The 22,133-nt window shown below is 32.1% G+C and carries 25 protein-coding genes and 2 pseudogenes; 21 read left to right on the plus strand and 6 right to left on the minus strand.

Features of this window, described 5'->3' with window-relative positions; all coding sequences use genetic code 11:
- Position 1: 1 nt before the first annotated feature.
- The 6 genes and pseudogenes from trpS to CPIN17260_RS09620 form a co-directional block, all read left to right on the plus strand.
- A complete protein-coding gene (gene trpS / locus CPIN17260_RS00560) occupies positions 2–964 on the plus strand; it encodes a tryptophan--tRNA ligase (protein WP_078398213.1) in 963 nt (320 codons plus the stop codon).
- Positions 965–976: 12 nt separating this feature from the next.
- Entirely contained in the window at positions 977–2,212 is a 1,236-nt protein-coding gene (gene serS / locus CPIN17260_RS00565) for a serine--tRNA ligase (RefSeq protein WP_078415138.1), read from the plus strand.
- Complete coding sequence (locus CPIN17260_RS00570; RefSeq protein WP_078440396.1) at positions 2,212–4,554, plus strand: tetratricopeptide repeat protein; 2,343 nt, start codon at positions 2,212–2,214, stop codon at positions 4,552–4,554. Before serS ends, CPIN17260_RS00570 begins: the two co-directional genes overlap by 1 nt.
- Before the next feature lie 61 nt (positions 4,555–4,615).
- Complete coding sequence (locus CPIN17260_RS00575; protein ID WP_069637046.1) at positions 4,616–5,341, plus strand: TerC family protein; 726 nt, start codon at positions 4,616–4,618, stop codon at positions 5,339–5,341.
- A 467-nt stretch (positions 5,342–5,808) separates the two neighbouring features.
- Positions 5,809–6,561, plus strand: a pseudogene (locus tag CPIN17260_RS09615) (cache domain-containing protein); the annotation flags it as partial.
- 138 nt (positions 6,562–6,699) lie between these two features.
- Positions 6,700–7,695 (plus strand): annotated as a pseudogene (locus tag CPIN17260_RS09620) (methyl-accepting chemotaxis protein); the annotation flags it as partial.
- An 88-nt stretch (positions 7,696–7,783) separates the two neighbouring features.
- Here the strand turns inward: CPIN17260_RS09620 and CPIN17260_RS00585 are convergent.
- Genes CPIN17260_RS00585 through accB form a run of 4 tightly spaced genes read right to left on the minus strand, consistent with a single transcriptional unit; the run spans position 7,784 to position 11,173 of the window.
- Positions 7,784–8,872: an ATP-binding protein gene (locus CPIN17260_RS00585; RefSeq protein WP_078387318.1), complete on the minus strand. Its 1,089-nt coding sequence runs from the start codon at positions 8,870–8,872 to the stop codon at positions 7,784–7,786.
- Positions 8,873–8,914: 42 nt separating this feature from the next.
- Positions 8,915–9,352, minus strand: a complete 438-nt coding sequence (locus CPIN17260_RS00590; protein WP_069633363.1) for a hypothetical protein — start codon at positions 9,350–9,352, stop codon at positions 8,915–8,917.
- A gap of 49 nt (positions 9,353–9,401) precedes the next feature.
- Entirely contained in the window at positions 9,402–10,733 is a 1,332-nt protein-coding gene (locus CPIN17260_RS00595) for an acetyl-CoA carboxylase biotin carboxylase subunit (RefSeq protein WP_069633362.1), read from the minus strand.
- Positions 10,733–11,173: an acetyl-CoA carboxylase biotin carboxyl carrier protein gene (gene accB, locus CPIN17260_RS00600; protein WP_078440397.1), complete on the minus strand. Its 441-nt coding sequence runs from the start codon at positions 11,171–11,173 to the stop codon at positions 10,733–10,735. The genes CPIN17260_RS00595 and accB overlap by 1 nt, the downstream gene beginning before the upstream one ends.
- A 216-nt stretch (positions 11,174–11,389) precedes the next feature.
- Between accB and dcd the strand changes: the two genes are divergently transcribed.
- The 7 genes from dcd to CPIN17260_RS00635 all read left to right on the plus strand — a co-directional run bounded on the left by dcd (position 11,390) and on the right by CPIN17260_RS00635 (position 16,987).
- Entirely contained in the window at positions 11,390–11,950 is a 561-nt protein-coding gene (dcd, locus tag CPIN17260_RS00605) for a dCTP deaminase (RefSeq protein WP_069637084.1), read from the plus strand.
- Positions 11,951–11,995: 45 nt separating this feature from the next.
- Positions 11,996–12,982, plus strand: coding sequence for a UDP-N-acetylglucosamine 4,6-dehydratase (inverting) (gene pseB / locus CPIN17260_RS00610; protein ID WP_078440398.1), 987 nt, complete (start codon positions 11,996–11,998; stop codon positions 12,980–12,982).
- Positions 12,979–14,091, plus strand: a complete 1,113-nt coding sequence (gene pseC / locus CPIN17260_RS00615) for a UDP-4-amino-4,6-dideoxy-N-acetyl-beta-L-altrosamine transaminase (protein ID WP_078440399.1) — start codon at positions 12,979–12,981, stop codon at positions 14,089–14,091. Before pseB ends, pseC begins: the two co-directional genes overlap by 4 nt.
- Positions 14,088–14,765, plus strand: a complete 678-nt coding sequence (gene pseF, locus CPIN17260_RS00620) for a pseudaminic acid cytidylyltransferase (RefSeq protein WP_069637081.1) — start codon at positions 14,088–14,090, stop codon at positions 14,763–14,765. The genes pseC and pseF overlap by 4 nt, the downstream gene beginning before the upstream one ends.
- Complete coding sequence (gene pseG / locus CPIN17260_RS00625) at positions 14,755–15,624, plus strand: UDP-2,4-diacetamido-2,4,6-trideoxy-beta-L-altropyranose hydrolase (RefSeq protein WP_069637080.1); 870 nt, start codon at positions 14,755–14,757, stop codon at positions 15,622–15,624. The genes pseF and pseG overlap by 11 nt, the downstream gene beginning before the upstream one ends.
- Positions 15,625–15,688: 64 nt before the next feature.
- Positions 15,689–16,504 carry a hydroxyethylthiazole kinase gene (thiM, locus tag CPIN17260_RS00630; RefSeq protein ID WP_078440400.1) on the plus strand — a complete coding sequence of 272 codons (816 nt, stop codon included), beginning with the start codon at positions 15,689–15,691 and terminating at the stop codon, positions 16,502–16,504.
- 66 nt (positions 16,505–16,570) lie between these two features.
- The gene (locus CPIN17260_RS00635; RefSeq protein ID WP_078440401.1) at positions 16,571–16,987 is read left to right on the plus strand and encodes a hypothetical protein; all 417 of its coding nucleotides are present in this window, start codon (positions 16,571–16,573) and stop codon (positions 16,985–16,987) included.
- A 64-nt stretch (positions 16,988–17,051) separates the two neighbouring features.
- Here CPIN17260_RS00635 and CPIN17260_RS00640 read toward each other — a convergent pair whose 3' ends face one another.
- Positions 17,052–17,453: a Cj0814-related protein gene (locus CPIN17260_RS00640; protein ID WP_078440402.1), complete on the minus strand. Its 402-nt coding sequence runs from the start codon at positions 17,451–17,453 to the stop codon at positions 17,052–17,054.
- Between the two features lie 38 nt (positions 17,454–17,491).
- A complete protein-coding gene (locus tag CPIN17260_RS00645) occupies positions 17,492–17,797 on the minus strand; it encodes a hypothetical protein (protein ID WP_078440403.1) in 306 nt (101 codons plus the stop codon).
- Positions 17,798–18,182: 385 nt separating this feature from the next.
- On the opposite strand from CPIN17260_RS00645, the gene rpsJ reads away from it, so the two are divergent.
- Genes rpsJ through rpsC form a run of 8 tightly spaced genes read left to right on the plus strand, consistent with a single transcriptional unit; the run spans position 18,183 to position 22,133 of the window.
- On the plus strand, positions 18,183–18,491 hold the full coding sequence (rpsJ, locus tag CPIN17260_RS00650) for a 30S ribosomal protein S10 (protein WP_069633354.1): 309 nt from the start codon (positions 18,183–18,185) through the stop codon (positions 18,489–18,491).
- Positions 18,492–18,501: 10 nt separating this feature from the next.
- Positions 18,502–19,080, plus strand: coding sequence for a 50S ribosomal protein L3 (gene rplC, locus CPIN17260_RS00655; protein ID WP_069633353.1), 579 nt, complete (start codon positions 18,502–18,504; stop codon positions 19,078–19,080).
- A complete protein-coding gene (gene rplD, locus CPIN17260_RS00660; protein WP_069633352.1) occupies positions 19,077–19,691 on the plus strand; it encodes a 50S ribosomal protein L4 in 615 nt (204 codons plus the stop codon). The genes rplC and rplD overlap by 4 nt, the downstream gene beginning before the upstream one ends.
- 1 nt (position 19,692) lies before the next feature.
- On the plus strand, positions 19,693–19,974 hold the full coding sequence (locus CPIN17260_RS00665; protein ID WP_069633351.1) for a 50S ribosomal protein L23: 282 nt from the start codon (positions 19,693–19,695) through the stop codon (positions 19,972–19,974).
- Position 19,975: 1 nt separating this feature from the next.
- Positions 19,976–20,809 carry a 50S ribosomal protein L2 gene (rplB, locus tag CPIN17260_RS00670; protein WP_069633350.1) on the plus strand — a complete coding sequence of 278 codons (834 nt, stop codon included), beginning with the start codon at positions 19,976–19,978 and terminating at the stop codon, positions 20,807–20,809.
- A 2-nt stretch (positions 20,810–20,811) separates the two neighbouring features.
- Positions 20,812–21,093: a 30S ribosomal protein S19 gene (gene rpsS, locus CPIN17260_RS00675; protein ID WP_069637802.1), complete on the plus strand. Its 282-nt coding sequence runs from the start codon at positions 20,812–20,814 to the stop codon at positions 21,091–21,093.
- Positions 21,094–21,103: 10 nt separating this feature from the next.
- Positions 21,104–21,433, plus strand: a complete 330-nt coding sequence (rplV, locus tag CPIN17260_RS00680) for a 50S ribosomal protein L22 (protein ID WP_069633348.1) — start codon at positions 21,104–21,106, stop codon at positions 21,431–21,433.
- A gap of 1 nt (position 21,434) precedes the next feature.
- Positions 21,435–22,133, plus strand: a complete 699-nt coding sequence (gene rpsC / locus CPIN17260_RS00685) for a 30S ribosomal protein S3 (RefSeq protein WP_069633347.1) — start codon at positions 21,435–21,437, stop codon at positions 22,131–22,133.

Genomic DNA, 22,133 nt, shown 5'->3' on the forward strand with positions numbered 1-22,133 from the left:
TTTGAGAGTATTAACAGGGCTTCAACCATCAGGCAAATTGCACCTTGGAAATTATTTTGCAAGCATAAAACAAATGCTAAACGCACAAGAAAATAGCGATATGTTTATATTTATAGCAAATTATCACGCTATGACTTCAACTAGTGGAGCAAAAACTTTAAGACAAAATACACTAGAAGCTGCCGCTGCATTTTTATCGCTTGGTATCAACCCTGATAAATCAACATTTTGGGTTCAAAGTGATGTAAAGGAAGTTCTTGAACTTTATTGGATTTTGAGTCAATACACACCTATGGGGTTACTTGAAAGAGCTCATAGTTACAAAGATAAAACAGCAAAGGGCATAAGTGCAAATCACGGGTTGTTTAGTTATCCTGTGCTTATGGCGGCTGATATTTTGATGTATAGTGCTGATGTTGTGCCTGTTGGCAAGGATCAAATCCAGCACGTTGAGATAGCAAGAGATATAGCCTTGAAATTTAACAATGACCACGGAGATATTTTAAAACTTCCAAATTATAAGGTTGATGAAAATGTCGCGACTGTTCCGGGTGTTGATGGTGCAAAGATGAGCAAGAGTTATAAAAATACCATAGATATATTTTCTAATGCGAAAGAATTAAAAAAGCAAATATCTCAAATCGTAACTAGTTCTGAACCACTAGAAGCTCCAAAGGATTGGAAAAACTGCAATATTTACAATATCGCAAAACTATTTTTAGATGAAAATGGACAAAAAGATTTGCAAGCTAGATATGAGCGAGGTGGAGAGGGACACGGACATTTTAAAATGTATTTAAACGAGCTTGTTTGGGATTATTTTGCTGATGCAAGAGAGAAATTTGATTATTATATGAATAATACAAATGAGATAGAAAAAATCTTAGAAAACGGTGCAAAAAAAGCTAAAGATGTAGCCTTACCTTTGCTTGAAAAAATAAGACAGACTACTGGAATTTATTAATAAGGAAAAACAATGATAAACTTAAAACTTCTTGATAGTAATTATGATGAATTTGTAAAAAAACTTCGTGGTAAAAAGACAAACGAAGAGCTACTTGAAACACTTTTACAAACTTTTAATACTCTAAAAAAAGAAAAAATAGAGCTTGAAAACCTGCAAGCTATCCAAAACTCAAAGAGTAAAGAGCTTGGAAATTTGGCTAGAAGTGGTGCTGATGTCTCAGGGCTAAAACAAGAACTTAGCCAAAACAAAGAGAGTATAAGCTCAAAAAGTGAGATAGTAAAAGAGCTAGAAGCAAAACTTTCAGATATAGCAAATAGTATCCCAAACATAATAGATGACGATGTTCCTTTTGGCGAAGATGAAAATGACAATGTATGTATAAAAGAGGTATTGACACCAAGAGAGTTTAGCTTTGAGCCAAAAGCACATTATGAACTAAGTCTTGATTTGGATTTTGAAAGAGGTGTAAAAATTTCTGGGTCTAGGTTTACTATCATAAAAGGACAAATGGCTAGACTTAGTAGGGCTTTGGTAAATTATATGATAGATTTTAATAATTCAAGAGGGTTTGAGCTTGTAAATGTTCCATTTTTGGTTAGTTCAAACACACTTTATGGAACTGGACAGCTTCCAAAATTTGAAGAGGATTTGTATAAGGTTGATGGCGAAGATTTGTATCTTATACCTACCAGCGAGGTTCCGGTAACAAATATATATAATGATGAAATCATCCCAGAAGAAGAGCTTCCTGTAAAGATGACTTGTTATTCTGCTTGCTTTAGAAAAGAGGCTGGAAGTGCTGGAAGAGATACAAGGGGAATGATAAGACAACATCAGTTTGAAAAGGTTGAGCTTGTTTGTATCACAAAACCAGAAGATAGTGAAAAGACGCTTCAAGATATGGTTGATTGTGCTTCTGATTTGCTTACTTCACTTGGTTTGCCACATCGCCATATGCTTTTATGTAGTGGGGATCTTGGTTTTAGTGCTGCAAAAACGATAGACCTTGAAGTTTGGCTACCTTCTCAAAATAAATTTAGAGAGATAAGTTCTGTATCAAACACTAGGGATTTTCAAGCAAGAAGAGCAAAAATTCGTTATAAAAATGGATCAAAAAATGCCTTAGTTCATACCCTAAATGGATCAAGTTTGGCTGTAGGTAGAACACTTATTGCTATAATGGAAAATTATCAAAATCAAGATGGCACAATAGAAATTCCAGAAGTTCTTAAAAGGTATATGTAATGGCAGAAGATGAGGTAGTTTTAAAACCGCCCAGCGAAGATGATAAGCCAGATGAATTGGTCTCCATTGAAAGTTTACAAGAAGATGATGATCAAAACGAAGAGCAAGAACAAGAGCAAAAACAAAAAGAGCCATTTTTAACTAAAAAAAAGATAATCATATTTGCTGGTATTGGTATTTTTATCTTGCTATTGATTGTTATTTTGATCGTTGTGCTTTCAAAAAAAGATAAAAAACAAAACTTTGATACAAATCAGCTTGTAAAACAGATAGAACAAAACTACCCAACAAAGGATTTTGAAGCTTCTAAGATAGATGATATGATAAGTAAAGCAAATGAACTTTATGAGCGTGGAGATAAATTTCAAGCACTTAAAATTTATGAAAATATAGCAACACAGAGTCAATCTTTATCAAGCTATAATCTTGGAGTTTCGCAGATGAAACAAGGAAAGTGTGATGAGGCTATAGAGTCTTTTTTAAAAGCTATTCACAACAAAGAAAACACAACGGTTAGCGCTATAAATGCTGCCGTTTGTTCTTTAGATTTAAATAATACTCAAAATTTTAAATACTACATAGATCTTGCCGAATCATTCTTGCAAGATGAATCAAACTCACCACTTTATAATTATTATTATGCACTTATAAATTATTATAAAGGTAATTATATAGAAGCACTTCATGCTTTATCTCATCCAAGTGGCGATCACTATAAAGACAAATACCTTTATCTAAGCGGCAAGATATTAACAATGCTTGGACGATACAAGGAAGCTATACAAAAACTTGAATCACAAAAAGAATTTGATGTAAATTTAACTCTTTCACAGCTTTATGCAAGACTTGCTATCTATGACAAAGCAAGACAATACCTAGAAAAAGCTTCTAAAAACACCACAAATCCAGATTTTCTAAGAATGACTGGTGCTTTAATAGACTTAAAAACTGGTTATTATGCAAATAGTGCAACACTTATTGACGAAGTTTATAAAATAGATAAAACATTACCTGGTAAAATTTACAAAATCAAAACTATTTTAAACCCAGAATTATTTGATATAAATATAGCTCAAAAACACTTTGAGAATGATATGTTTTTTGATAAAGTAAAGAGATATGAAACACTATTCTATTTTGCTCCATATAAAGTTTTTGATGCAAAGCAAACTATACAAAGAATAAGAAAAGGTGGTATTAATATATTTTTAGATGACACTACCAGTGCCAATGATTATTTGCAAAACACACAGCTTTTATCAAGTGTAAATATAGAGTTATCAAATGCTATTGCAAATGCATTAAATTTCAAGCTAAAAGAGTCAAATATGGACTTTATAAAGCTTGTGTCCATATACCCAAAACACTCTATTTTGCATTACAATCTAGCGCTTACATATGCACAGCTTGGAAATTTTTCTATGGCTTTCAAACATTTTGCCACAAGTTATCACCTTGATCCAACCAACTATCTAGCTGGTGTTTTTCATGCTATTTGCGCGGATATAACAAACAATTTAAATCCAAAATTTATAAGCGAACTTAGCAAAAACCTAAGAAATGATACGAATATTCAACGCCCGAATATTTATAATTCTTTATTAGATTTGATAGCACAAAACCAATCATCTATGATTAGATATTTAGAAGAGTCAAAAGATGAAAGCACTTTAAACTTAGCCTTTGAAATAATAATCGCTAAAATGTCATCTAGAGATGAAGTAATGAAAGAAAAAACAGCTAAACTACTAGAGCTTATGCCAAATGATATAGTTTCAAATATACTAAATTTTATAGCAAACTATGACACAGATGATATAAAAACATATGCACTAAATATACAAAAATACTTTAAGAACAAAGACTTAAATGAAGATAGCTTTTACAATGGAGCTAGTATAATTAAAAAACAATATACTAAATTGCTTCAAATTTCTGGGCTTTTATTTTACGAAAGAGATAAGATTATTCAAAAACTAAAAAATGCTCCATCAAATGTGAATTTACTTCAAACATTGGCATACATGCAACTTTTTACAAATGAATTTGATAAAAGTTTTGAAATTTATAATATTTTGATAGATAATTTTAAAGTTGAAGATCCATCTACTTTATTTTTAGCTTCAGTCGCTGCAACTGGAGCAAATAAGTCAGCAAATGCCATAGCACTTTTAGAATTAACTCGTATTAGTGATCCAGATGCGATAGAAAATAGAATCGCGCTTGGTTTTTTATATCAAGAAATAGATAATATAAAAGCCGCTATGCTCCAATATAGTAGAGTTGGAAACACTGATCACAAAAATGAATTTTATGATTTTAGTATCATTAATAATCAGTAATTTTTATGCTTTTTAAGTCTTATTTTGATAAATTGCATCTTAAAATATTAAAGGAGAAATATTGTTTGAATGGATAATGTCGCCCGAAGCTTGGGTGTCGCTTTTTACGCTTACAGGACTTGAGATAGTTTTGGGTATTGATAATATTATTTTTATAGCGATTTTGGTAGGAAAATTGCCACAACATCAAAAAGATAAAGGTCGTATGGTGGGTCTTGGGCTTGCTATGATTACTAGGATATTGCTTTTGTTGTCTTTGTTTTGGATAATGAAATTAACAAAACCGCTTATTAGCCTTTTTGGATTTGATATAACCGGTCGTGATATTGTGCTTATTTTGGGTGGATTGTTTTTGATAGCAAAATCAACAATGGAAATTCATTCAAGTATAAATGGCGAACACGAAGAACATAAAGAAGAAACAAAGGGTTCAAATTTCATATCAGTTGTTACTCAAATAGCCATCATAGATATAGTATTTTCTCTTGATAGTGTTATAACAGCGGTAGGTATGGCTCAACACATAGAAATAATGATCCTTGCTGTTATTTTAGCTGTTTGCGTTATGATGTTTGCTGCAAAAGCTATATCTGATTTTGTTGATAATAATCCTACGATTAAAGTTTTGGCTTTGGCATTTTTGATAATGATAGGTTTTGTCCTTATAGGAGAAGGTTTCGGAGTTCATATACCTAAGGCTTATATATATTTTGCTATGGCATTTTCGCTTAGTGTCGAGCTTATAAATATATATGCAAAAAAGAAACAAGATAAAATAAAAAAATAAAAAAGGTATAGACAATAACAAAAAATATTGATTTTAATCATATATTAAACTGTATGGCATATTTTATAATAATTAATTTTTAAAATTATAATGGTTATATTGTTTTTTAATAATTATTTAAGTTAAAATTTGATTGAGTTAAGACTCTAATATTATAGATAGTATTTGATGAAATATTTTTCACATGAGTGTTTTTCTAGCTAAAAACCTTTATTTTTTGGGTTTTTGTAGCAGAAATTTTAGTTTTTACATACACTTTTTATATTAACCCTTATTTAAAAAAGTTATTTATTTCTTCTATATTTTTTAAATTATTATTGTCTATATATTTATTTTTTATTTATTAAATTGAATATAATTATCTTTAAATATTTTTTTACTACAAGGGGGATAAATTGAGAAATTTGACTATAAAATGGAAAGTGTATATACCTATAATCATACTTTTTGTTATAGGCTTAAGCGGAATGACTATATTTTTCTTTAAAAATATTCAAAAAATTGAAAACAATACGTTAAACAAAAAAGAATCTTCGTTGCAGTTATTTATAGCTGAAAAGTTTAAGACAAAAGAGCAGATAGCTATTACTAGTGCTATAAATTTATCGCAAAATAAATATATAATAGACGCCTTGTTGTATAATGACAAAAGTATAGCAAAAAAAGAATTGTTAAATTTGGCAAATTCGTTAAAAGACTCATCTGATTATAAAAATATTAAAATCCATGTGCATACAGCTGATATAAAAAGCTTTTTAAGGCATTGGAATGATAAATCAGGAGATGATTTAAGTTCGTTTAGAGAAACCATTAAAGAGGTAAAAAATACAAAAAAACCTATAAAAGGTATAGAAGTTGGAAAGGCTGGTTTAGTATTAAGAGGACTTTCGCCTATATTTGATAACTATAAAAATTATATAGGTTCTGTAGAGTTGATTCAATCTTTTGAATCTGTTGTAAAATCTATAAAAAAAGAATTAGGTGTTGATATGCTTATAGGACTTGATTCTTCTATGCTTAATGTGGCAAAAAATTTAACACAAGCACCAAGACTTATATCAAATAAATATGTAGTAGCACAGAATTTAGATGGTATTAATAAAGATTTGATTAATGAACTTTCAAAAGTTGGAATCAATGAACTTAAAGATGTGTTTGAAACTAAAAATTATTTTGTTATAAAACTACCTATATATGATTTTAAAAACAAACAGATAGGTCATATATTTGTGGCTAATAAAAAACAAGATATTTATAAAGAATTAAAATTAGCAGAACAAGGTATGATAGAACAAATGCTGGTTAATTCAGTTACTATGGTATTTATATTTATAGCCTTGATGGTAATAGTTAAAATATCAATCACCAAACCACTTAACGAACTAATAAACAGAGCAAGAAACCTATCAAGTGGAGATGGAGACTTAACAAGAAAACTTGAAGTAGTAGGTAAAGATGAGATAGCAATGGCTAGTGATGCTATAAATAACTTTATAGAAAAAGTAAGAGTGCTTATAAATGATGCCAAACATCTATCTAGTGAAAACTCATCTATAGCAAATGAATTAAGCTCTACATCACTTCAAACAGGTAAAAGAGTAGAAGACTCAACAGCTATTATTACAGATACATCTAAAAATTGCTCAGATATACAAGAAAACATGAAATCATCAGTTGAAATAGCTCAAAAAGGTAAAGATGATTTACAAAAAGCAACCGAATACATACATGAAGCAAATAAAGCTATAACAGAACTTGCTTCAGAGATAACTCAAACAGCTCAAACAGAATATGATATGGCAAATAAGATAGATCAACTAAGTAAAGATGCCGAACAAGTTAAATCAGTTCTTGTAGTAATTAATGATATAGCTGATCAAACAAATCTACTTGCACTTAATGCAGCTATTGAAGCAGCAAGAGCAGGAGAACATGGTAGAGGATTTGCTGTTGTTGCTGATGAAGTAAGACAGCTAGCTGAAAGAACACAAAAGAGCTTAACAGAGATAAATGCTACTATAAACGTAATAGTTCAAGCTATAACAGAATCAAGCACTCAAATGAATGAAAACTCTAAACAAATAGGAGAACTTACAAAGGTTGCTGCTAATGTAGAAGATACTATAAAAGTAATGAGTTCTGCTATAGGAGATGCTATAAAACTATCTGATAAAACTGTAGAAGATTATATACTAACAGGTAAAAACATAGATGGTATAGCAAGTGGTATGGATAATATAAACCATATATCAACTGAAAATGCAAGAAGTGTTGAAGAAATAGCAGCAGCAGCCGAACATCTAAATAAGATGACAGATACATTAAATGCTAAACTTGGTGAGTTTAGGACTTGATAATCAATGCAAGGGTGTAAAAACCCTTGCTCTTGAGTTTTTAAATGGAGGTTTTATATAAAATCTCTTATTTAACTTATTTGAAGTCTTAAAACCCTAATGCCCATTGATAAAAAGGTGTTATCTTGCATTTTATCCCCTCTTGACTTATTTCATCGTAGTTTGAGACACTTATGACTTGAAGTTTGCTTATATTGAGTTCTTTAAGTATTGAACGAAGTTTTTGAAATTTCAAAAATACTATTTCGCTTATCCCAAAAGGCACACACAAAATAGCAATTTTTCTATTTGGTAGATAAAAATCAAACTCTTTTGTATAAAATATATCTGTTTTTAGTTTTAATAATTCACAAAAAACAGCATTTTTAAATACAGAGTTAAAATCTTTTTTTAAAACCAAGCTGTTTTTTAATGCAAAATTTGAAAAAAACACTCTTTTTTTTGCTTTTGCTTCATTAAATTTACTTACATTAACGATAAATCCATTTTGCTCTAACTCGTAAATTTTATTATACACACTATCTTTTGAAACTTTTGTTTTTGATTTTATGTTTTTATAGATTTCATAGCTGTTTAGCTCAGATGATATTTGCAAAGCACACTCTTTTAATAGCTCTATCTTTTGTGGTTCAATGGCTCTTTTTAATTCATTTTGTAAAAACTCGGAGTTTTCACTTGGATCTAAAAAAGCACTTCTTACAGCCCCTCCGTGTGCTAAAAAGTGGCTAAAAAGCATTGATTGGTCTATGTTTTTTTTAAAAAATGATATGAATTCCTCGTAGTCTAGATAGTTTAGTTTTAGGTTTGAAAAGCTATCTATTTTTAGATTTACATCATATGTTGAAAAAACTATTTTTTCGCAATGCTTAAAACAGCTTGTTAAATTTGCTATATCGTTTCGACTGATACTTTCAATAGCTAAAACTTTGATATTGTTTTTTATTACAAAATCTTTTAGGTTTTTTAAGACTTGGTCTTTGTCTATTCTTATATCTTTTAGGTTTATATAAAGCCTATCGTTTTGTTTGAATTTGTTTAAATACTCGCATATTAGTGAAGTTTTTCCACTTCCGATACAGCCTGATATTATGGTTTTTGCTGACGTGATAAAAACTTTTCGGTTTATAAATTTAAAATTTTTTAAAGGTGCTTGATAAAAAAAGTCTAAATTGTTCATTTTTTTCCTTATTATAAGGAATGATTATATCACAAAATATCCTTATTTTTTATTGCTAAATACCGTATTTGTGCCATCAATTCTAAGATAAACTTTATCTCTACCTTCATACATTGTTATGAGTTTTATTTTTTTGGTTTCATTGTTATATGTTATGATTTTTTCATAAGGCTCACTCATAAACAAAAACTCGCCTATTTGTTTGCCTATGTGCTCACTCCAAGAACAAACACAAACTATAAGACAAATCAAATAAAAAGCTATAATAATCTTTTTAAATCTAAAATATAGCAAAAGATAACCAAGTGTTATTGATATAGGCAAAAGAATATAGAAGTTTATGTTATCAACAAATATCACATTAAAAAACTCATTTATCACATAATAATCAAAATAATTAATCTTTATTCCAACAAAAATTGTAAACAAAATGGCTAGCGATAATAGCAAACCTACACAAAATGAGTTAATTAATTTCACAAATTTCCTTAAAAGCACAATTAGGGGAAAACCCTAACTGCACTTTGCTTTAATGCTTTGATAAATAGTTTGTATCGTAATTATTTGATATAAAATCTTTATTTTTCATCATTTGTATATGAAAATCACGAGTTGTTTTTATGCCGCCTATTATAAGTTGTTCTAGCGTGATACGCATTTTGTGAATAGCCTTTTCTCTATTGCTATCCCAAACTATCAGCTTTCCTATCATACTATCATAATACGGCGGAACATTGTAACCTTGATATACGTGGCTATCCATTCTTATATTTCTTCCGCCTGGGCATATGTATTTTGTTATCTCTCCTGGACTTGGAACAAAGCTATTTGGATCTTCTGCTGTGATACGACACTCTATCGCATGACCATTTAGATTTATGCTATCTTGTGATGGTAGTTTTTCACCTTGTGCTATTCTTATCATCCACTCAATAAGATCAAGTCCGCTTACCATTTCGCTAACACAATGCTCAACTTGCAAACGAGTATTCATCTCAATGAAATAAAAATTCAAATCCCTATCAACCAAAAACTCAAATGTTCCAGCACCCTCATACCCTATAGCTTTTGTAGCTCTTACTGCTGTTTCGTGAAGCTTTTGTCTAGTTTTTTCATCAAGCAATACAGCCGGACTTTCTTCTATAAGTTTTTGGTGCCTTCTTTGCATAGAACAGTCTCTTTCGCCAACGTGAATAACATTTCCGTGACTATCTCCAAGAACTTGAACTTCTATGTGTCTTGGGTTTAAGATGTATTTTTCCATATACATAGTTCCGTCGCCAAATGCTGTTACTGCTTCACTTTCAGCTGACCAGAACGCCTTTTCTAGATCCTCTTCTTTTTCAACGACACGCATTCCTCTTCCGCCACCACCAGCTGCGGCTTTGATGATAACCGGATAGCCTATTTTGGCTGCTAATTCTTTTGCGAATTTAACATCTTTTATAGCACCATCAGAACCTGGTATTACAGGAACTCCAGCTCTTTGCATTACTTGCTTAGCCTTGCTTTTATCGCTCATTATAGCCATAGCTTGTATGCTTGGTCCTATAAATTTTAAATTATGGTATTCGCAAATTTCAACGAAATTTTGATTTTCACTTAAAAATCCATATCCGGGAAATATCGCGTCAGCTTCACTTATTTCAGCTGCTGAAATAATCGCTGGTATATTTAAGTAGCTATCACTTGAACGAGGATTTCCTATACAAATGGCTGCATCAGCGTATTTTACATAAAGGGCATCTTTATCAGCTGTAGAATAAACAACTATCGCCTCTTTACCCATTTCTTTTATAGTTTTTAATGCACGAAGAGCTATCTCTCCTCTATTTGCTATTAAAATTTTATTTATTTGCATTATAGTTTCTCCACCGCAAATAATGCCATACCAAACTCAACTGGCTGACCATCAGCTACTAAAATTTCAGAAATTTGACAATCATACTCAGCCTCTAAATCGTTCATTATTTTCATAGCCTCAATAATGCCTATAACTTCGCCTTTTCTTACCTTTTGTCCAACTTTTACAAAAGATGAAGCACCCGGGCTAGGAGCTGAATAAAATGTTCCTACCATAGGTGAGTTTAATGTATTTTTGGCAGTTGTTGCTGGTTTTTCATTTACAACTTGAACGTTTATAGGTGTCGGTGCCGGTGAAGCAGCTGGTGCGGCTGGTTTTTCCAATGTTTCTGTCTGTTTTTCAAGCTCAATTTCAAAATCGCCTTCTTTTATACGAATTTTGTTTATGTCTTTTTTTTCAAATAGCTCAATTATATGTTTGATATCTTCTTTTTTCATAAAAATCTCCTAAAATTACAAATCAAAATACTACTATTTTATCAAAAAATATCAAATTTAAAGCTTACTTTTGTTTTTGTAGTATAAAAAATATTATTATTTGCTTGTCTTGGATATAAAGTTTTTATCTAAAAAACGATATATTTCATTACAAATAGTTTTAAAATTAAGCTTTATATTATGGTATAATTTTACGAAATTTGATCAAGGAAAAAAATGGGACTTAAAAGCGATACTTGGATAAGAAAGATGAGTTTAGAGCACGATATGATTTCTCCTTTTTGTGAAGAACAGATAGGTAAGGGTGTTGTTAGTTATGGACTTTCAAGCTATGGATATGATATCAGGGTTGGTGATGAGTTTAAAATTTTTACAAATATAGGTGGAACGATAGTTGATCCAAAAAATTTTAATGAAAAAAATGTAGTTGATTTTAAAGGTGATGTTTGCATTGTTCCGCCAAATTCTTTTGCTCTTGCAAGGACTATTGAGTATTTTAATATGCCAAATGATGTTTTAGCTATTTGTCTTGGTAAAAGCACATACGCAAGATGTGGAATAATAGTAAATGTTACACCTTTTGAGCCAGGTTTTAAGGGTCATATAACAATTGAAATTTCAAATACCACCCCTTTGCCGGCTAAAATTTATGCAAATGAAGGTATAGCACAGGTATTGTTTTTGCAAGGCGATGAGGCTTGTGAAGTAACTTATGCTGATAAAAATGGAAAATATCAAAGCCAAGAGGGCATAACACTGCCTAGAATTTTAAAATAATTTAATTTTAAAATATATTTTTGGTTTATATGAGAAAGGAAAAGTATGTTTGATGGTAAAAGTATCTTAATAACCGGAGGAACTGGATCTTTTGGGAAAAAATACACGGAAATTTTATTAAAAAAATATAAACCAAAAAGATTGATTATATATTCAAGAGATGAATTAAAACAATACGAGATGTCTCAGGTTTTTAAACATCAAGCGATGAGATATTTTATAGGCGATGTCCGTGATGAAGTTCGCTTAACAACTGCTATGCGTGAGGTTGATTATGTTATTCACGCAGCTGCTATGAAGCATGTGCCTATAGCCGAATATAATCCAATGGAGTGCATAAAGACAAATATAAATGGCGCTCAAAATGTTATTAATGCTGCAATAGAATGCAAAGTAAAAAAAGTAATAGCTCTTTCTACCGATAAGGCTTGTAATCCTGTAAATTTATACGGTGCAACCAAACTAGCAAGTGATAAACTTTTTGTTGCTGCAAACAACATAGTAGGCTCTTCGCATACCCGTTTTAGTGTCGTGAGATATGGAAATGTCGTTGGTTCAAGGGGTTCTGTTGTGCCGTTTTTTAAAAAGCTAATCTCAGAGGGCGCAAAAGAGCTACCTATAACACATATGGATATGACAAGATTTTGGATAACCCTAGAACAAGGTGTTTCGTTTGTGCTAAAAAACTTTGAAAGAATGAAGGGTGGAGAGATTTTTATACCAAAAATTCCTTCCATGTCTATGCCTGATCTTGCTAAGGCTCTTGCACCTGATTTGGGTATAAATATCATAGGTATAAGACCCGGTGAAAAGATGCACGAGGTTATGATTTCAAAAGATGATGCTCATCTTACATACGAGTTTGATGACCATTATGTGATTAGTCCATCTATTCAGTTTCTTACGCCTTCTGATTTTTCTACAAATTTACTTGGAGAAAAAGGCAAGAAAGTAAAAGATGAATTTGAGTATAGCTCGGATAAAAATCACTTGTGGCTTGACAAAAACTCTTTGTTGGAGATGATAAAATGATACCTTATAGTAAGCAACAAATAATTCAAAGTGATATTGATGCCGTTTGCGAAGCTTTGAAGGGGGATTTTTTAACTGGCGGTAAAAATGTGGATGCCTTTGAAGATGCGCTTTGCGAGTATCTTGGGGTAAAAAATGTAGTTGTTATGAACTCTGCTACTTCGGCACTTCATGTAGCTTATGCTATCTTTGGTGTAAAACAACAAGATGAGGTCATAACAACTCCGGTAACCTTTGCAGCTACTGCCAATGCCGCTTTGATGTGTGGCGCTGATGTTAGGTTTTGTGATGTAAAAGATGATGGAAATATAGATGAGAGTTTGATACAAAATTTAATAAATAGCCAAACAAAGGTTATAAGTGTTGTTGATTTTGGCGGAAATCCGGTTGAGATACAAAGCATAATAGACACAGCAAAAAAACACGGGATAAAAGTCCTTGATGATGCTTCTCACGCTCTTGGAAGCGAGATAGATGGCGTTAAGGTTGGAAATCATGCTGATATTAGTATATTTAGTTTTCATGCTATAAAACCAATTACCACATTTGAGGGTGGAGCTATAGCCACAAATAGCGATGAGTATGCAAATTTAGCTAGACTTTATCGTTCTCACGGCATATCAAAAAAAGAGCTTTGGGATAGCGATATGAGTTTGCTTGGTTATAATTATAGGCTTAGTGATGTTGCTTGTGCCTTGGGTGCAAATCAACTTAAAAGACTTGATGATATGATAGCTGTTCGTGAGGAAATAGCTCAGTTTTATAATGAGAGTTTTAAAGATAATGAGTTTTTTAAAACTATAAAAATATCATCAAATAAAAAAAGTTCAAGACATTTGTATCCTATTTTATTAGATGAAAAACTAGCAAAATTTAAAAAAGAAATTTTTATCAAACTTCATGAGCTTGGTATCGGTGTTCAAGTGCATTATAAGCCAACATATAAGTTTAGTTTTTATAAACAAAAATACAAAGATATAAGCCTTAAAAATGCTGAAAATTTTTATAGTCGTGAGCTTAGTTTGCCTTGTCATCAGGGCATGAGCTTATCAGATGCAAGGTTTGTGTCCGATAAACTATTTGCTGTATTAAAAGAGATTTTAAAATGAACTTATGTGTAATTCCGGCTCGTGGTGGAAGCAAAAGAATACCCAAAAAAAATATTAAAGATTTTTTAGGAAAACCACTTATAGCTTATAGTATCCAAACGGCTTTAAGCTCAAAGATATTTGATGAGGTTATAGTAAGCACAGATGATAAAGATATAGCTGATGTTGCGATAAAATTTGGTGCAAAAGTGCCATTTTTTAGAGATGAAAAATTAAGCGATGATTATGCTTCTAGTGTTGATGTTGTGATAGATGCCATAAAAAAAATGGATGAAAGATATCAAAATATATGCTGTTTGTATGCAACCGCACCTTTATTAAAATATCAAATTCTAATGAAAGCTTATGATGAATTTATAAGTTCAAATAGTAATTTTTTATTTTCTGTTTGTGAGTTTTCTTATCCTATACAAAGGGCTTTAATGCTTGATGAAAACAAATCTGTAAGTATGTTTTATCCGGAGTATTTTAACTCTCGTTCACAGGATTTACAAAAGTCATATCACGATGCCGGTCAGTTTTATTTTGGTAAAAGAGAGGCTTGGCTAGACAATAAAAATATTTTTAAAGATAATTCAAAGGCATTTGTTCTACCTTATAATTTGGTTTGTGATATAGACACATTGCAAGATTTTGAATTTGCACAAAAGCTCTATCAAATAAATGCTATTTGAAAAAATACAAAACCTAAAAACCCTAATCCGTTCTGATAGTAGTTCAGATATAGGCCTTGGCCATATAAAAAGAGATTTAGTCCTTGCAAAAAAGATAAAAGATGTCAGCTTTGCTTGTATGAACTTAGAAGGAAATATCATAAATGAAATTTCATATCCTACGTATATATTACAAAGCGATGATTTAAGCGAGCTTATAAAGCTCATCAAAACAGAAAAAATAGAACTTTTGATAATAGACCATTATGGCATAAGCTTTGAAGATGAAAAATACATCAAGGATCAAACCGGAGTTAAAATTTTAAGCTTTGATGATGAGTATAAAGAGCATTATTGCGATTTTTTGTTAAATGTAAATTTATTTGCAAAGAGTGAAAACTACAACGGACTATTGGCAAAAGATACAGAAATCTATTGTGGTGCTAGGTTTGTTTTGGTTAGAGATGAGTTTTATGTTGAAAGTAAGATTTTAAGAGATAAAAAATTTGATTATTTTGTTAGTATAGGTGGAAGTGATATACTTGGTTTGGGCTTTGAAATTTCAAAAAAACTTCTATCAAAAGGTGCTTTTGTTTCAATGGCAACCACAAATGCAAACAAGCAACTTAACGAGCTTGAAAAATTATCAACACAATATCAAAATTTCACACTTTATATAAACTCAGACAATATAGCAAAGATAATGAATGAAAGTCGTGAGCTTATTATACAAGCTAGTTCATTTATAAATGAAGCCTTTGTTTTAAAATCTAAATTTAAAGCCATAAAAACCGCTAAAAATCAAGAAAAGATGTATGAATGGCTTTTGCAAAATGGCTATGATGTTTATAATGCTGATGATATTTTAAAGTTTTTATAAGTTAATAATAAAATTATTGGTTATGTTATAATTCCTGAGTTTTTTAAAAATACTAAGGAATTATATGGAAATTTTATCACAAATTCGCTTACTAAAACCGCTTGTTCACTGTATAACAAATTATGTAACAGCGAATGATGTTGCAAATGCTCTTATTTCGCTTGGTGCATCGCCTGTTATGGCTGATGATGAAAAAGAAGTTGAGGAGATGGTTAGCATATCTAACGCTTTGGTTATAAACATAGGCACATTAAACGAAAGAACTATAACATCTATGATAAAGGCTGGTAAAAAAGCAAATGAGCTAAATATCCCTGTGGTGCTTGATCCGGTTGGTGCTGGTGCTACGACATTTAGGACACAAACGGCTTTAAAATTGATAGAAAATATAAAATTTAGCATTATAAGAGGCAATGTTTCTGAAATCTCAGCCCTTGTTGGAGAAGACATTAAATCTCGTGGTGTAGATACAAGCAATGATAGCGCCGAGCTTGGATTGGAAGAGATAGTAAAACGCGCATCTGCTTTATGGCAATTATCAAAATCCGTTGTTGTGGTTTCTGGTAAGATGGATGTTGTGCTAGAAGGAAATAATGTAGCTGTTGGTGAAAACGGACATGAGATTATGACAAAAGTAACCGGAAGCGGTTGTATGCTTTCAGCTGCGTTAGCAGCATTTGCGGCCAGTGGAGAAGATATGTTTCAAGCTGCATTATATGGTGTTTTGTCATTTGGAATTTGTGGAGAAATGGCTAATGATTTGATGAAAAATAGGGATGCAAATGCCAGCTATAGGAATTATCTTATTAATGAACTATCAAACATTGATGATTCAACTGTTGAGCTTAGAAAGATGGTTCGTAGTAATTTAGGAATATGAGTTAAATTATTAAAATATTTTTGTCTATCCTTGTCGTAAAGCTTCCTTAGCTATAAAATATAGAGCATGAAGCTAAACGATAATGGCTCAATAACACTTAAATTTGATAGTGGAAGAATGATAGCGGTAAAAGAGCTATACAACTATACCGGCAGGCTAAATACTACAATAGACAAGAAAGCTACTACAAATCTTGAAGTTAAAAATATGACAGAAGAAGAGCTTAATAAAATAGATTTTGCAAATATAGGCATAAGAGAAAAAGCCAAAAACAAAGAAGAATATGGTTTTAAAAGTTTAAGGGAGATAGGGGCTACAGCCATAAAAAAGGCAATAGGGGAAGATAACGAAGTTAATTTCCTGATACACCTAGCAGGGGATAAACTTATAAGCACAAACGAGCTTTATAACATTATGTATATCAAACATACCATACAAAATGAAAAGCCTATGCTTCGTAAAAAGGTTGATGTAAGGATATAAACAAAACTATAAGCAAAATATCTTCGGTAATATAGCCAATAAAAAAATATAATATTTATTTATACTAAGCTAGTTTATCAACTCTACTTTGTGCTACTTTTTTAAGTATGTCAAATGTATTTTTACCCAAATCAAACTCTCGCTTTACGATTTCATATATCTTTTTTATTTCGTTTGTTGCTTCATCTTTGTAGGTTGTGCTTTTACTGACAGCTTGGATTGGTTTAAATTTATTATCTTTGTTCTTTTCTTCTGTTTCTTGTGACTTATCTTTTTGTTCTTTGATAAGTTCATTTAAGATATTGATAGCATTTTTGGCATCATCATCACTTATAGTTAGATTAAATCTTTCTTTAAGTGTATGTTTAGCCCACTCTGTCTTAAACTCATCTATGCTTAAATCTTGGTCTAATATTTCGGTATCTTTTCTACCATAAAATAGCAAAACACCAGCAGTTTCAGACATATATCGTAGCTCGTGATGAAGGGTTTTTATAATTTCATCTACGCTATATAGTCCTTTTTCTTTTGGTCGTTAAGTCTTCGTTCTATGTGATAGCCTAAAGCCCCACTCTCATCAATAAAATCCTTTAATTCTTTTATTTGCTCTTGTGAAAAATCAGGGTCTAAACCCTTAAGCTTACCCCAAATGCTTACTTTTGGATTTTCATCTTTTGTATATCCACTCATTGGAGCATCTGTGTGATATTTCTTAGCATACCAAGGTCTTTCTGAGAACTTTTGATTAGGAGAAATAGATTCGATTCCGGGATTATAGTTAAGCGGATTTTGCGGGAGTGTTAAGCTCATTGTCTTATATCCTTTGAGATATTTTATAATACATCGGCAAAAATTTAAAAAACATTTATAGTTTTAACGCTAAAAAAGAGATTTTTAATTAAAATATACAACTTAGATAATTTTAGTTTTTAATGAGATTTTGCTAGGTTGATTAAAAATTTATGCTTTATTGCTGGATATATATTTTTTCCTTTTTATAAGGAAAAAATAATTTAATTTTTTAACAAATTCTACTGTTTTTCTTGACTTTAATAGGGACTTTTTGTAAAATCACAATCTCTTTACGATAAAGGTGTCTATGACCTGCTTATAAGATTTTATAAATCCTCTGTAAGTTTTGTTTTTATGTAAAGAGGTCGCGGGTTTGCGACAAGTTCTTTAAAAAGGAAAAAATATGGAAAGAATTAGGTTAAAGCTAAAAGCTTATGACCATAGAGTTCTAGACCGCACAGTTGCAGCAATTGTAGAAGCTGTCAAAAGAACTGGTGCTGACGTTCGTGGTCCAGTGCCAATGCCTACGAAGACTAAACGCTACACAGTCTTAAAATCTCCACACGTAAACAAAGACTCACGTGAGCAGTTTGAGATGAGAATTCATGCTAGAATGCTTGACATTGTGGCAGCCACTCCAGAAACCGTAGATAGCTTAACAAAACTTGACTTAGCCCCTGAGGTTAATGTTGAAGTTCGTGCAATGAAGTAAGGGGTGATATATGGAATATATCGTAGAAAAAATAGGTATGAGCAGAACAGTAGCTGCACAAAGCATACCAGTAACTTTGTTAAAACTTGTAGATACTAAAGTTTGCGAAATAGATGAAAATAAGCGTGCTATCGTTGCTTATGCTGATACTAAAGCAAATAACAAATCTATACAAGGTCAACAAAAAAAATACAATCTAACTGCCGAATTTAATAAATTCGCAACAATTGAAGTAGCAAACTCAGAAGTTGGTGCTATTGATGTTACTCCACTTAGTGAAGCTAAGGTTTTAAAAGTTAGCTTTAACTCAAAAGGTAGAGGATATCAGGGTGTTGTAAAAAGACATGGTTTTGCTGGTGGTCCAAAAAGCCACGGTTCTAGATTTCACAGAAGACACGGTTCAATCGGTAACTGCGAATGGCCTGGACGTGTTCAGCCTGGTATGAAAATGGCGGGACATATGGGTAATGAAAAAGTTACTGTTAAAAATGAACTAGTTAGCTTTGATAATGAAAATGGAATTATCGTAGTAAAAGGTTGTGTGCCAGGTTATAATGGTGCAATGGGTAGAATAAGGATTGTAAAATGAGTAAAATTTGCGTATTAAATGATAAATTTGAAAAAGCTAGCGAGCTTGAACTTCCTGCAAGTTATGCAGAAGTAAATCCTCACAATCTTTATCTTTACGTAAAATCTTACTTAGCTTCTATGCGTGCAAATACAGCTCATACAAAGAGCCGTGCATTTGTAAGTGGTGGCGGTAAGAAACCTTGGAGACAAAAAGGTCGTGGTGGTGCTCGTGCAGGTTCAACTAGAACGAATGTATGGGTAGGTGGTGCAGTTGCATTTGGTCCTACAAATAACAAAAACTACTTTCAAAAAGTTAATAAAAAACAAAAAAGACTTGCTCTTGAAGTTGCTCTTGCTCAAAAAGCAGAGGCTGGAAAACTTTTTGCTGTTGATAGCGTAGAAGTTCAATCAGGCAAAACAAAAGATGCAAATAAAATCATAAAATCTTTAAATTTGAGAGATGTGCTTGTTGTAAAAGATTTGCTTGATGACAAAACATTATTAGCGTTTAGAAATTTAGCAAATAGTTATGTTGTAGATGCAAGTGAAGTAAATGCTTACTTAGTAGCTACTTATAGTGCAGTTATAATTGAAAAAGCAGCACTTCAAACAATAACAAAAGAGGGCTAAAATGGCAGATATAACTGATATCAAAACAATTATTTATACAGAAAAAACTCTTGGCCTTCAAGAAAATGGTGTTGTTGTTATACAAACTTCACCAAGAGTTACAAAAAATGGCTTAAAAGAAGTTTTAAAAGAATATTTTGGTGTAACGCCACTTCAAGTAAATTCTCTAAGAGTGAATGGAAAAGTGAAGCGTTTTAGAGGAAGAATTGGCGTAAGAGATGATGTTAAGAAATTTTACGTTAAATTACCTGAAGGCGTAAGCCTAGAAAATACGGAGGCATAAAATGGCTATAAAATCATATAAACCATATACTCCTAGCCGTAGATATATGACAGGATTAAGTTCAGAAGATATTACAGCAAAACCAAGCGTAAGAGGACTTCTTGTTAAGATACCAGCAACTGGTGGTAGAAATAACAATGGTCGTATAACTTCAAGACATAAAGAAGCTGGTGCTAAAAAACTTTATCGTATTATAGACTTTAAGCGCCGCAAATTTGATATTGAAGGTAAGGTTGAAGCTATTGAATACGATCCAAACAGAAATTGTCGTATAGCACTTATATCATACAAAGATGGTGAAAAAAGATATATCATTAGACCTAGCGGTTTAAATGTTGGTGATATTATCTCTTCTGCAGAAGACAAATCACTTGACATCAAGCCTGGTAATGCTATGAAATTAAGATTTATACCAGTTGGTACAATCGTTCATAACATAGAGCTTAAGCCTGGTAAAGGTGCACAAATAGCTCGTTCAGCTGGTGGATATGCTCAGCTTATGGGTAAAGAAGAAAAATATGTAATCTTAAGAATGCCAAGTGGCGAAATGAGACAAGTATTAGCTGAATGTATGGCAAGTATCGGTGTTGTTGGTAACGAAGATTGGGCTAACATCACAATAGGAAAAGCGGGAAGAAATAGACATAGAGGTATTCGCCCTCAAACTCGTGGTTCTGCGATGAACCCAGTTGATCACCCACACGGCGGTGGTGAAGGTAAGAAAAACTCAGGACGTCACCCTGTTACTCCTTGGGGTAAACCAACTAAAGGTGCTAAGACTCGCCGTAAAAAAGCTAGCGATAAGCTTATAATTTCAAGAAGGAAAGGAAAATAGAGATGGCAAGATCACTCAAAAAAGGTCCTTTCGTAGATGAGCATGTAATGAAAAAAGTTGTTTCTGCTAAAAGCGCAAACGACAATAAACCAATCAAAACATGGTCAAGACGCAGTACGATTGTGCCTGAAATGATTGGATTAACTTTTAATGTTCATAACGGTAAAAGTTTTATACCTGTATATGTAACAGAAAACCACATTGGTTATAAACTTGGCGAATTTTCTCCAACACGCACATTTAAGGGTCACAAAGGCTCAGTGCAGAAAAAAATAGGCAAGTAAGGTGGAAGTCATGAGTAAATCAATAATAAAATTTGTAAGACTTTCTCCAACAAAAGCTAGACTTATAGCTCGTGAGGTTCAAGGAATGAATGCTGAACTTGCTCTTGCAAGCCTTCAATTTATGCCAAATCGTGGAGCTAAATTTATAGCAAATGCTATTAGTTCAGCTGTAGCTAATGGCGGTTTTGAGCCAGAAGAGGTTGTTGTAAGTAGTTGTCGCGTTGATGCAGGTCCAGTTCTTAAGAGATTTAGACCAAGAGCAAGAGGAAGTGCGAGTAGAATTCGCAAACCAACTTCTCATATATTGGTAGAAGTATCAAAAGCACAGAAGGAAGCATAATATGGGACAAAAAGTAAATCCGATAGGTCTTAGACTTGGTATAAATCGTAATTGGGAATCAAGATGGTTTCCTGCTAAAGAAAGTCTTGCTGAAAGCATAGGTGAAGATTATAAAATTCGTGCTTTTTTAAAGAAAAAACTATATTATGCAGGAATTAGTCAAATTTTAATAGAAAGAACAGCTAAAAAACTTCGTGTTACAGTTGTTGCTGCTCGTCCTGGTATCATCATCGGTAAAAAAGGACAAGATGTTGAAATATTAAAAAATGATGTTGCAAAATTAATCGGCAAAGATGTTAATATCAACATCAAAGAGGAAAGAAAAGCGCAAGCATCAGCTCAATTAGCAGCTGAAAATGTTGCTATGCAACTTGAGCGTCGTGTTGCTTTCCGTCGTGCAATGAAAAAAGTTATTCAAGGTGCTCAAAAGTCTGGTGCTAAAGGTATTAAAATATCAGTAGCTGGACGTTTAGGTGGTGCAGAAATGGCTAGAACAGAATGGTATCTAGAAGGCCGTGTTCCACTTCATACACTTAGAGCAAAGATTGATTATGGTTTTGCTGAAGCACATACAACTTATGGAAACATAGGTATTAAAGTATGGATATTCAAAGGTGAGGTTCTTCAAAAAGGCGTTCAAGCTGACAAAACTGAAGATGATGCACCAAAAAAACCACGTAGAGCAAGAAGAGGTAAATAG

Origin of the sequence: Campylobacter pinnipediorum subsp. pinnipediorum, from assembly GCF_002021925.1 — a bacterium.
Classification (GTDB): domain Bacteria; phylum Campylobacterota; class Campylobacteria; order Campylobacterales; family Campylobacteraceae; genus Campylobacter_A; species Campylobacter_A pinnipediorum.

Excerpts from the sequence above, each read along its gene's own strand:
- rpsS (WP_069637802.1), top strand. The coding sequence starts at position 20,812 with ATGGCAAGATCACTCAAAAAAGGTCCTTTCGTAGATGAGCATGTAATG.
- rpsC (WP_069633347.1), top strand. The coding sequence starts at position 21,435 with ATGGGACAAAAAGTAAATCCGATAGGTCTTAGACTTGGTATAAATCGT.
- CPIN17260_RS00645 (WP_078440403.1), bottom strand. The coding sequence starts at position 17,797 with ATGAGCTTAACACTCCCGCAAAATCCGCTTAACTATAATCCCGGAATC.
- serS (WP_078415138.1), top strand. The coding sequence starts at position 977 with ATGATAAACTTAAAACTTCTTGATAGTAATTATGATGAATTTGTAAAA.
- rplC (WP_069633353.1), top strand. The coding sequence starts at position 18,502 with ATGGAATATATCGTAGAAAAAATAGGTATGAGCAGAACAGTAGCTGCA.
- rpsJ (WP_069633354.1), top strand. The coding sequence starts at position 18,183 with ATGGAAAGAATTAGGTTAAAGCTAAAAGCTTATGACCATAGAGTTCTA.
- CPIN17260_RS00635 (WP_078440401.1), top strand. The coding sequence starts at position 16,571 with ATGAAGCTAAACGATAATGGCTCAATAACACTTAAATTTGATAGTGGA.
- pseF (WP_069637081.1), top strand. The coding sequence starts at position 14,088 with ATGAACTTATGTGTAATTCCGGCTCGTGGTGGAAGCAAAAGAATACCC.
- pseB (WP_078440398.1), top strand. The coding sequence starts at position 11,996 with ATGTTTGATGGTAAAAGTATCTTAATAACCGGAGGAACTGGATCTTTT.
- rplV (WP_069633348.1), top strand. The coding sequence starts at position 21,104 with ATGAGTAAATCAATAATAAAATTTGTAAGACTTTCTCCAACAAAAGCT.
- pseG (WP_069637080.1), top strand. The coding sequence starts at position 14,755 with ATGCTATTTGAAAAAATACAAAACCTAAAAACCCTAATCCGTTCTGAT.
- CPIN17260_RS00595 (WP_069633362.1), bottom strand. The coding sequence starts at position 10,733 with ATGCAAATAAATAAAATTTTAATAGCAAATAGAGGAGAGATAGCTCTT.
- rplD (WP_069633352.1), top strand. The coding sequence starts at position 19,077 with ATGAGTAAAATTTGCGTATTAAATGATAAATTTGAAAAAGCTAGCGAG.
- CPIN17260_RS00585 (WP_078387318.1), bottom strand. The coding sequence starts at position 8,872 with ATGAACAATTTAGACTTTTTTTATCAAGCACCTTTAAAAAATTTTAAA.
- thiM (WP_078440400.1), top strand. The coding sequence starts at position 15,689 with ATGGAAATTTTATCACAAATTCGCTTACTAAAACCGCTTGTTCACTGT.
- CPIN17260_RS00665 (WP_069633351.1), top strand. The coding sequence starts at position 19,693 with ATGGCAGATATAACTGATATCAAAACAATTATTTATACAGAAAAAACT.
- CPIN17260_RS00640 (WP_078440402.1), bottom strand. The coding sequence starts at position 17,453 with ATGTCTGAAACTGCTGGTGTTTTGCTATTTTATGGTAGAAAAGATACC.
- rplB (WP_069633350.1), top strand. The coding sequence starts at position 19,976 with ATGGCTATAAAATCATATAAACCATATACTCCTAGCCGTAGATATATG.
- dcd (WP_069637084.1), top strand. The coding sequence starts at position 11,390 with ATGGGACTTAAAAGCGATACTTGGATAAGAAAGATGAGTTTAGAGCAC.
- CPIN17260_RS00570 (WP_078440396.1), top strand. The coding sequence starts at position 2,212 with ATGGCAGAAGATGAGGTAGTTTTAAAACCGCCCAGCGAAGATGATAAG.
- accB (WP_078440397.1), bottom strand. The coding sequence starts at position 11,173 with ATGAAAAAAGAAGATATCAAACATATAATTGAGCTATTTGAAAAAAAA.
- pseC (WP_078440399.1), top strand. The coding sequence starts at position 12,979 with ATGATACCTTATAGTAAGCAACAAATAATTCAAAGTGATATTGATGCC.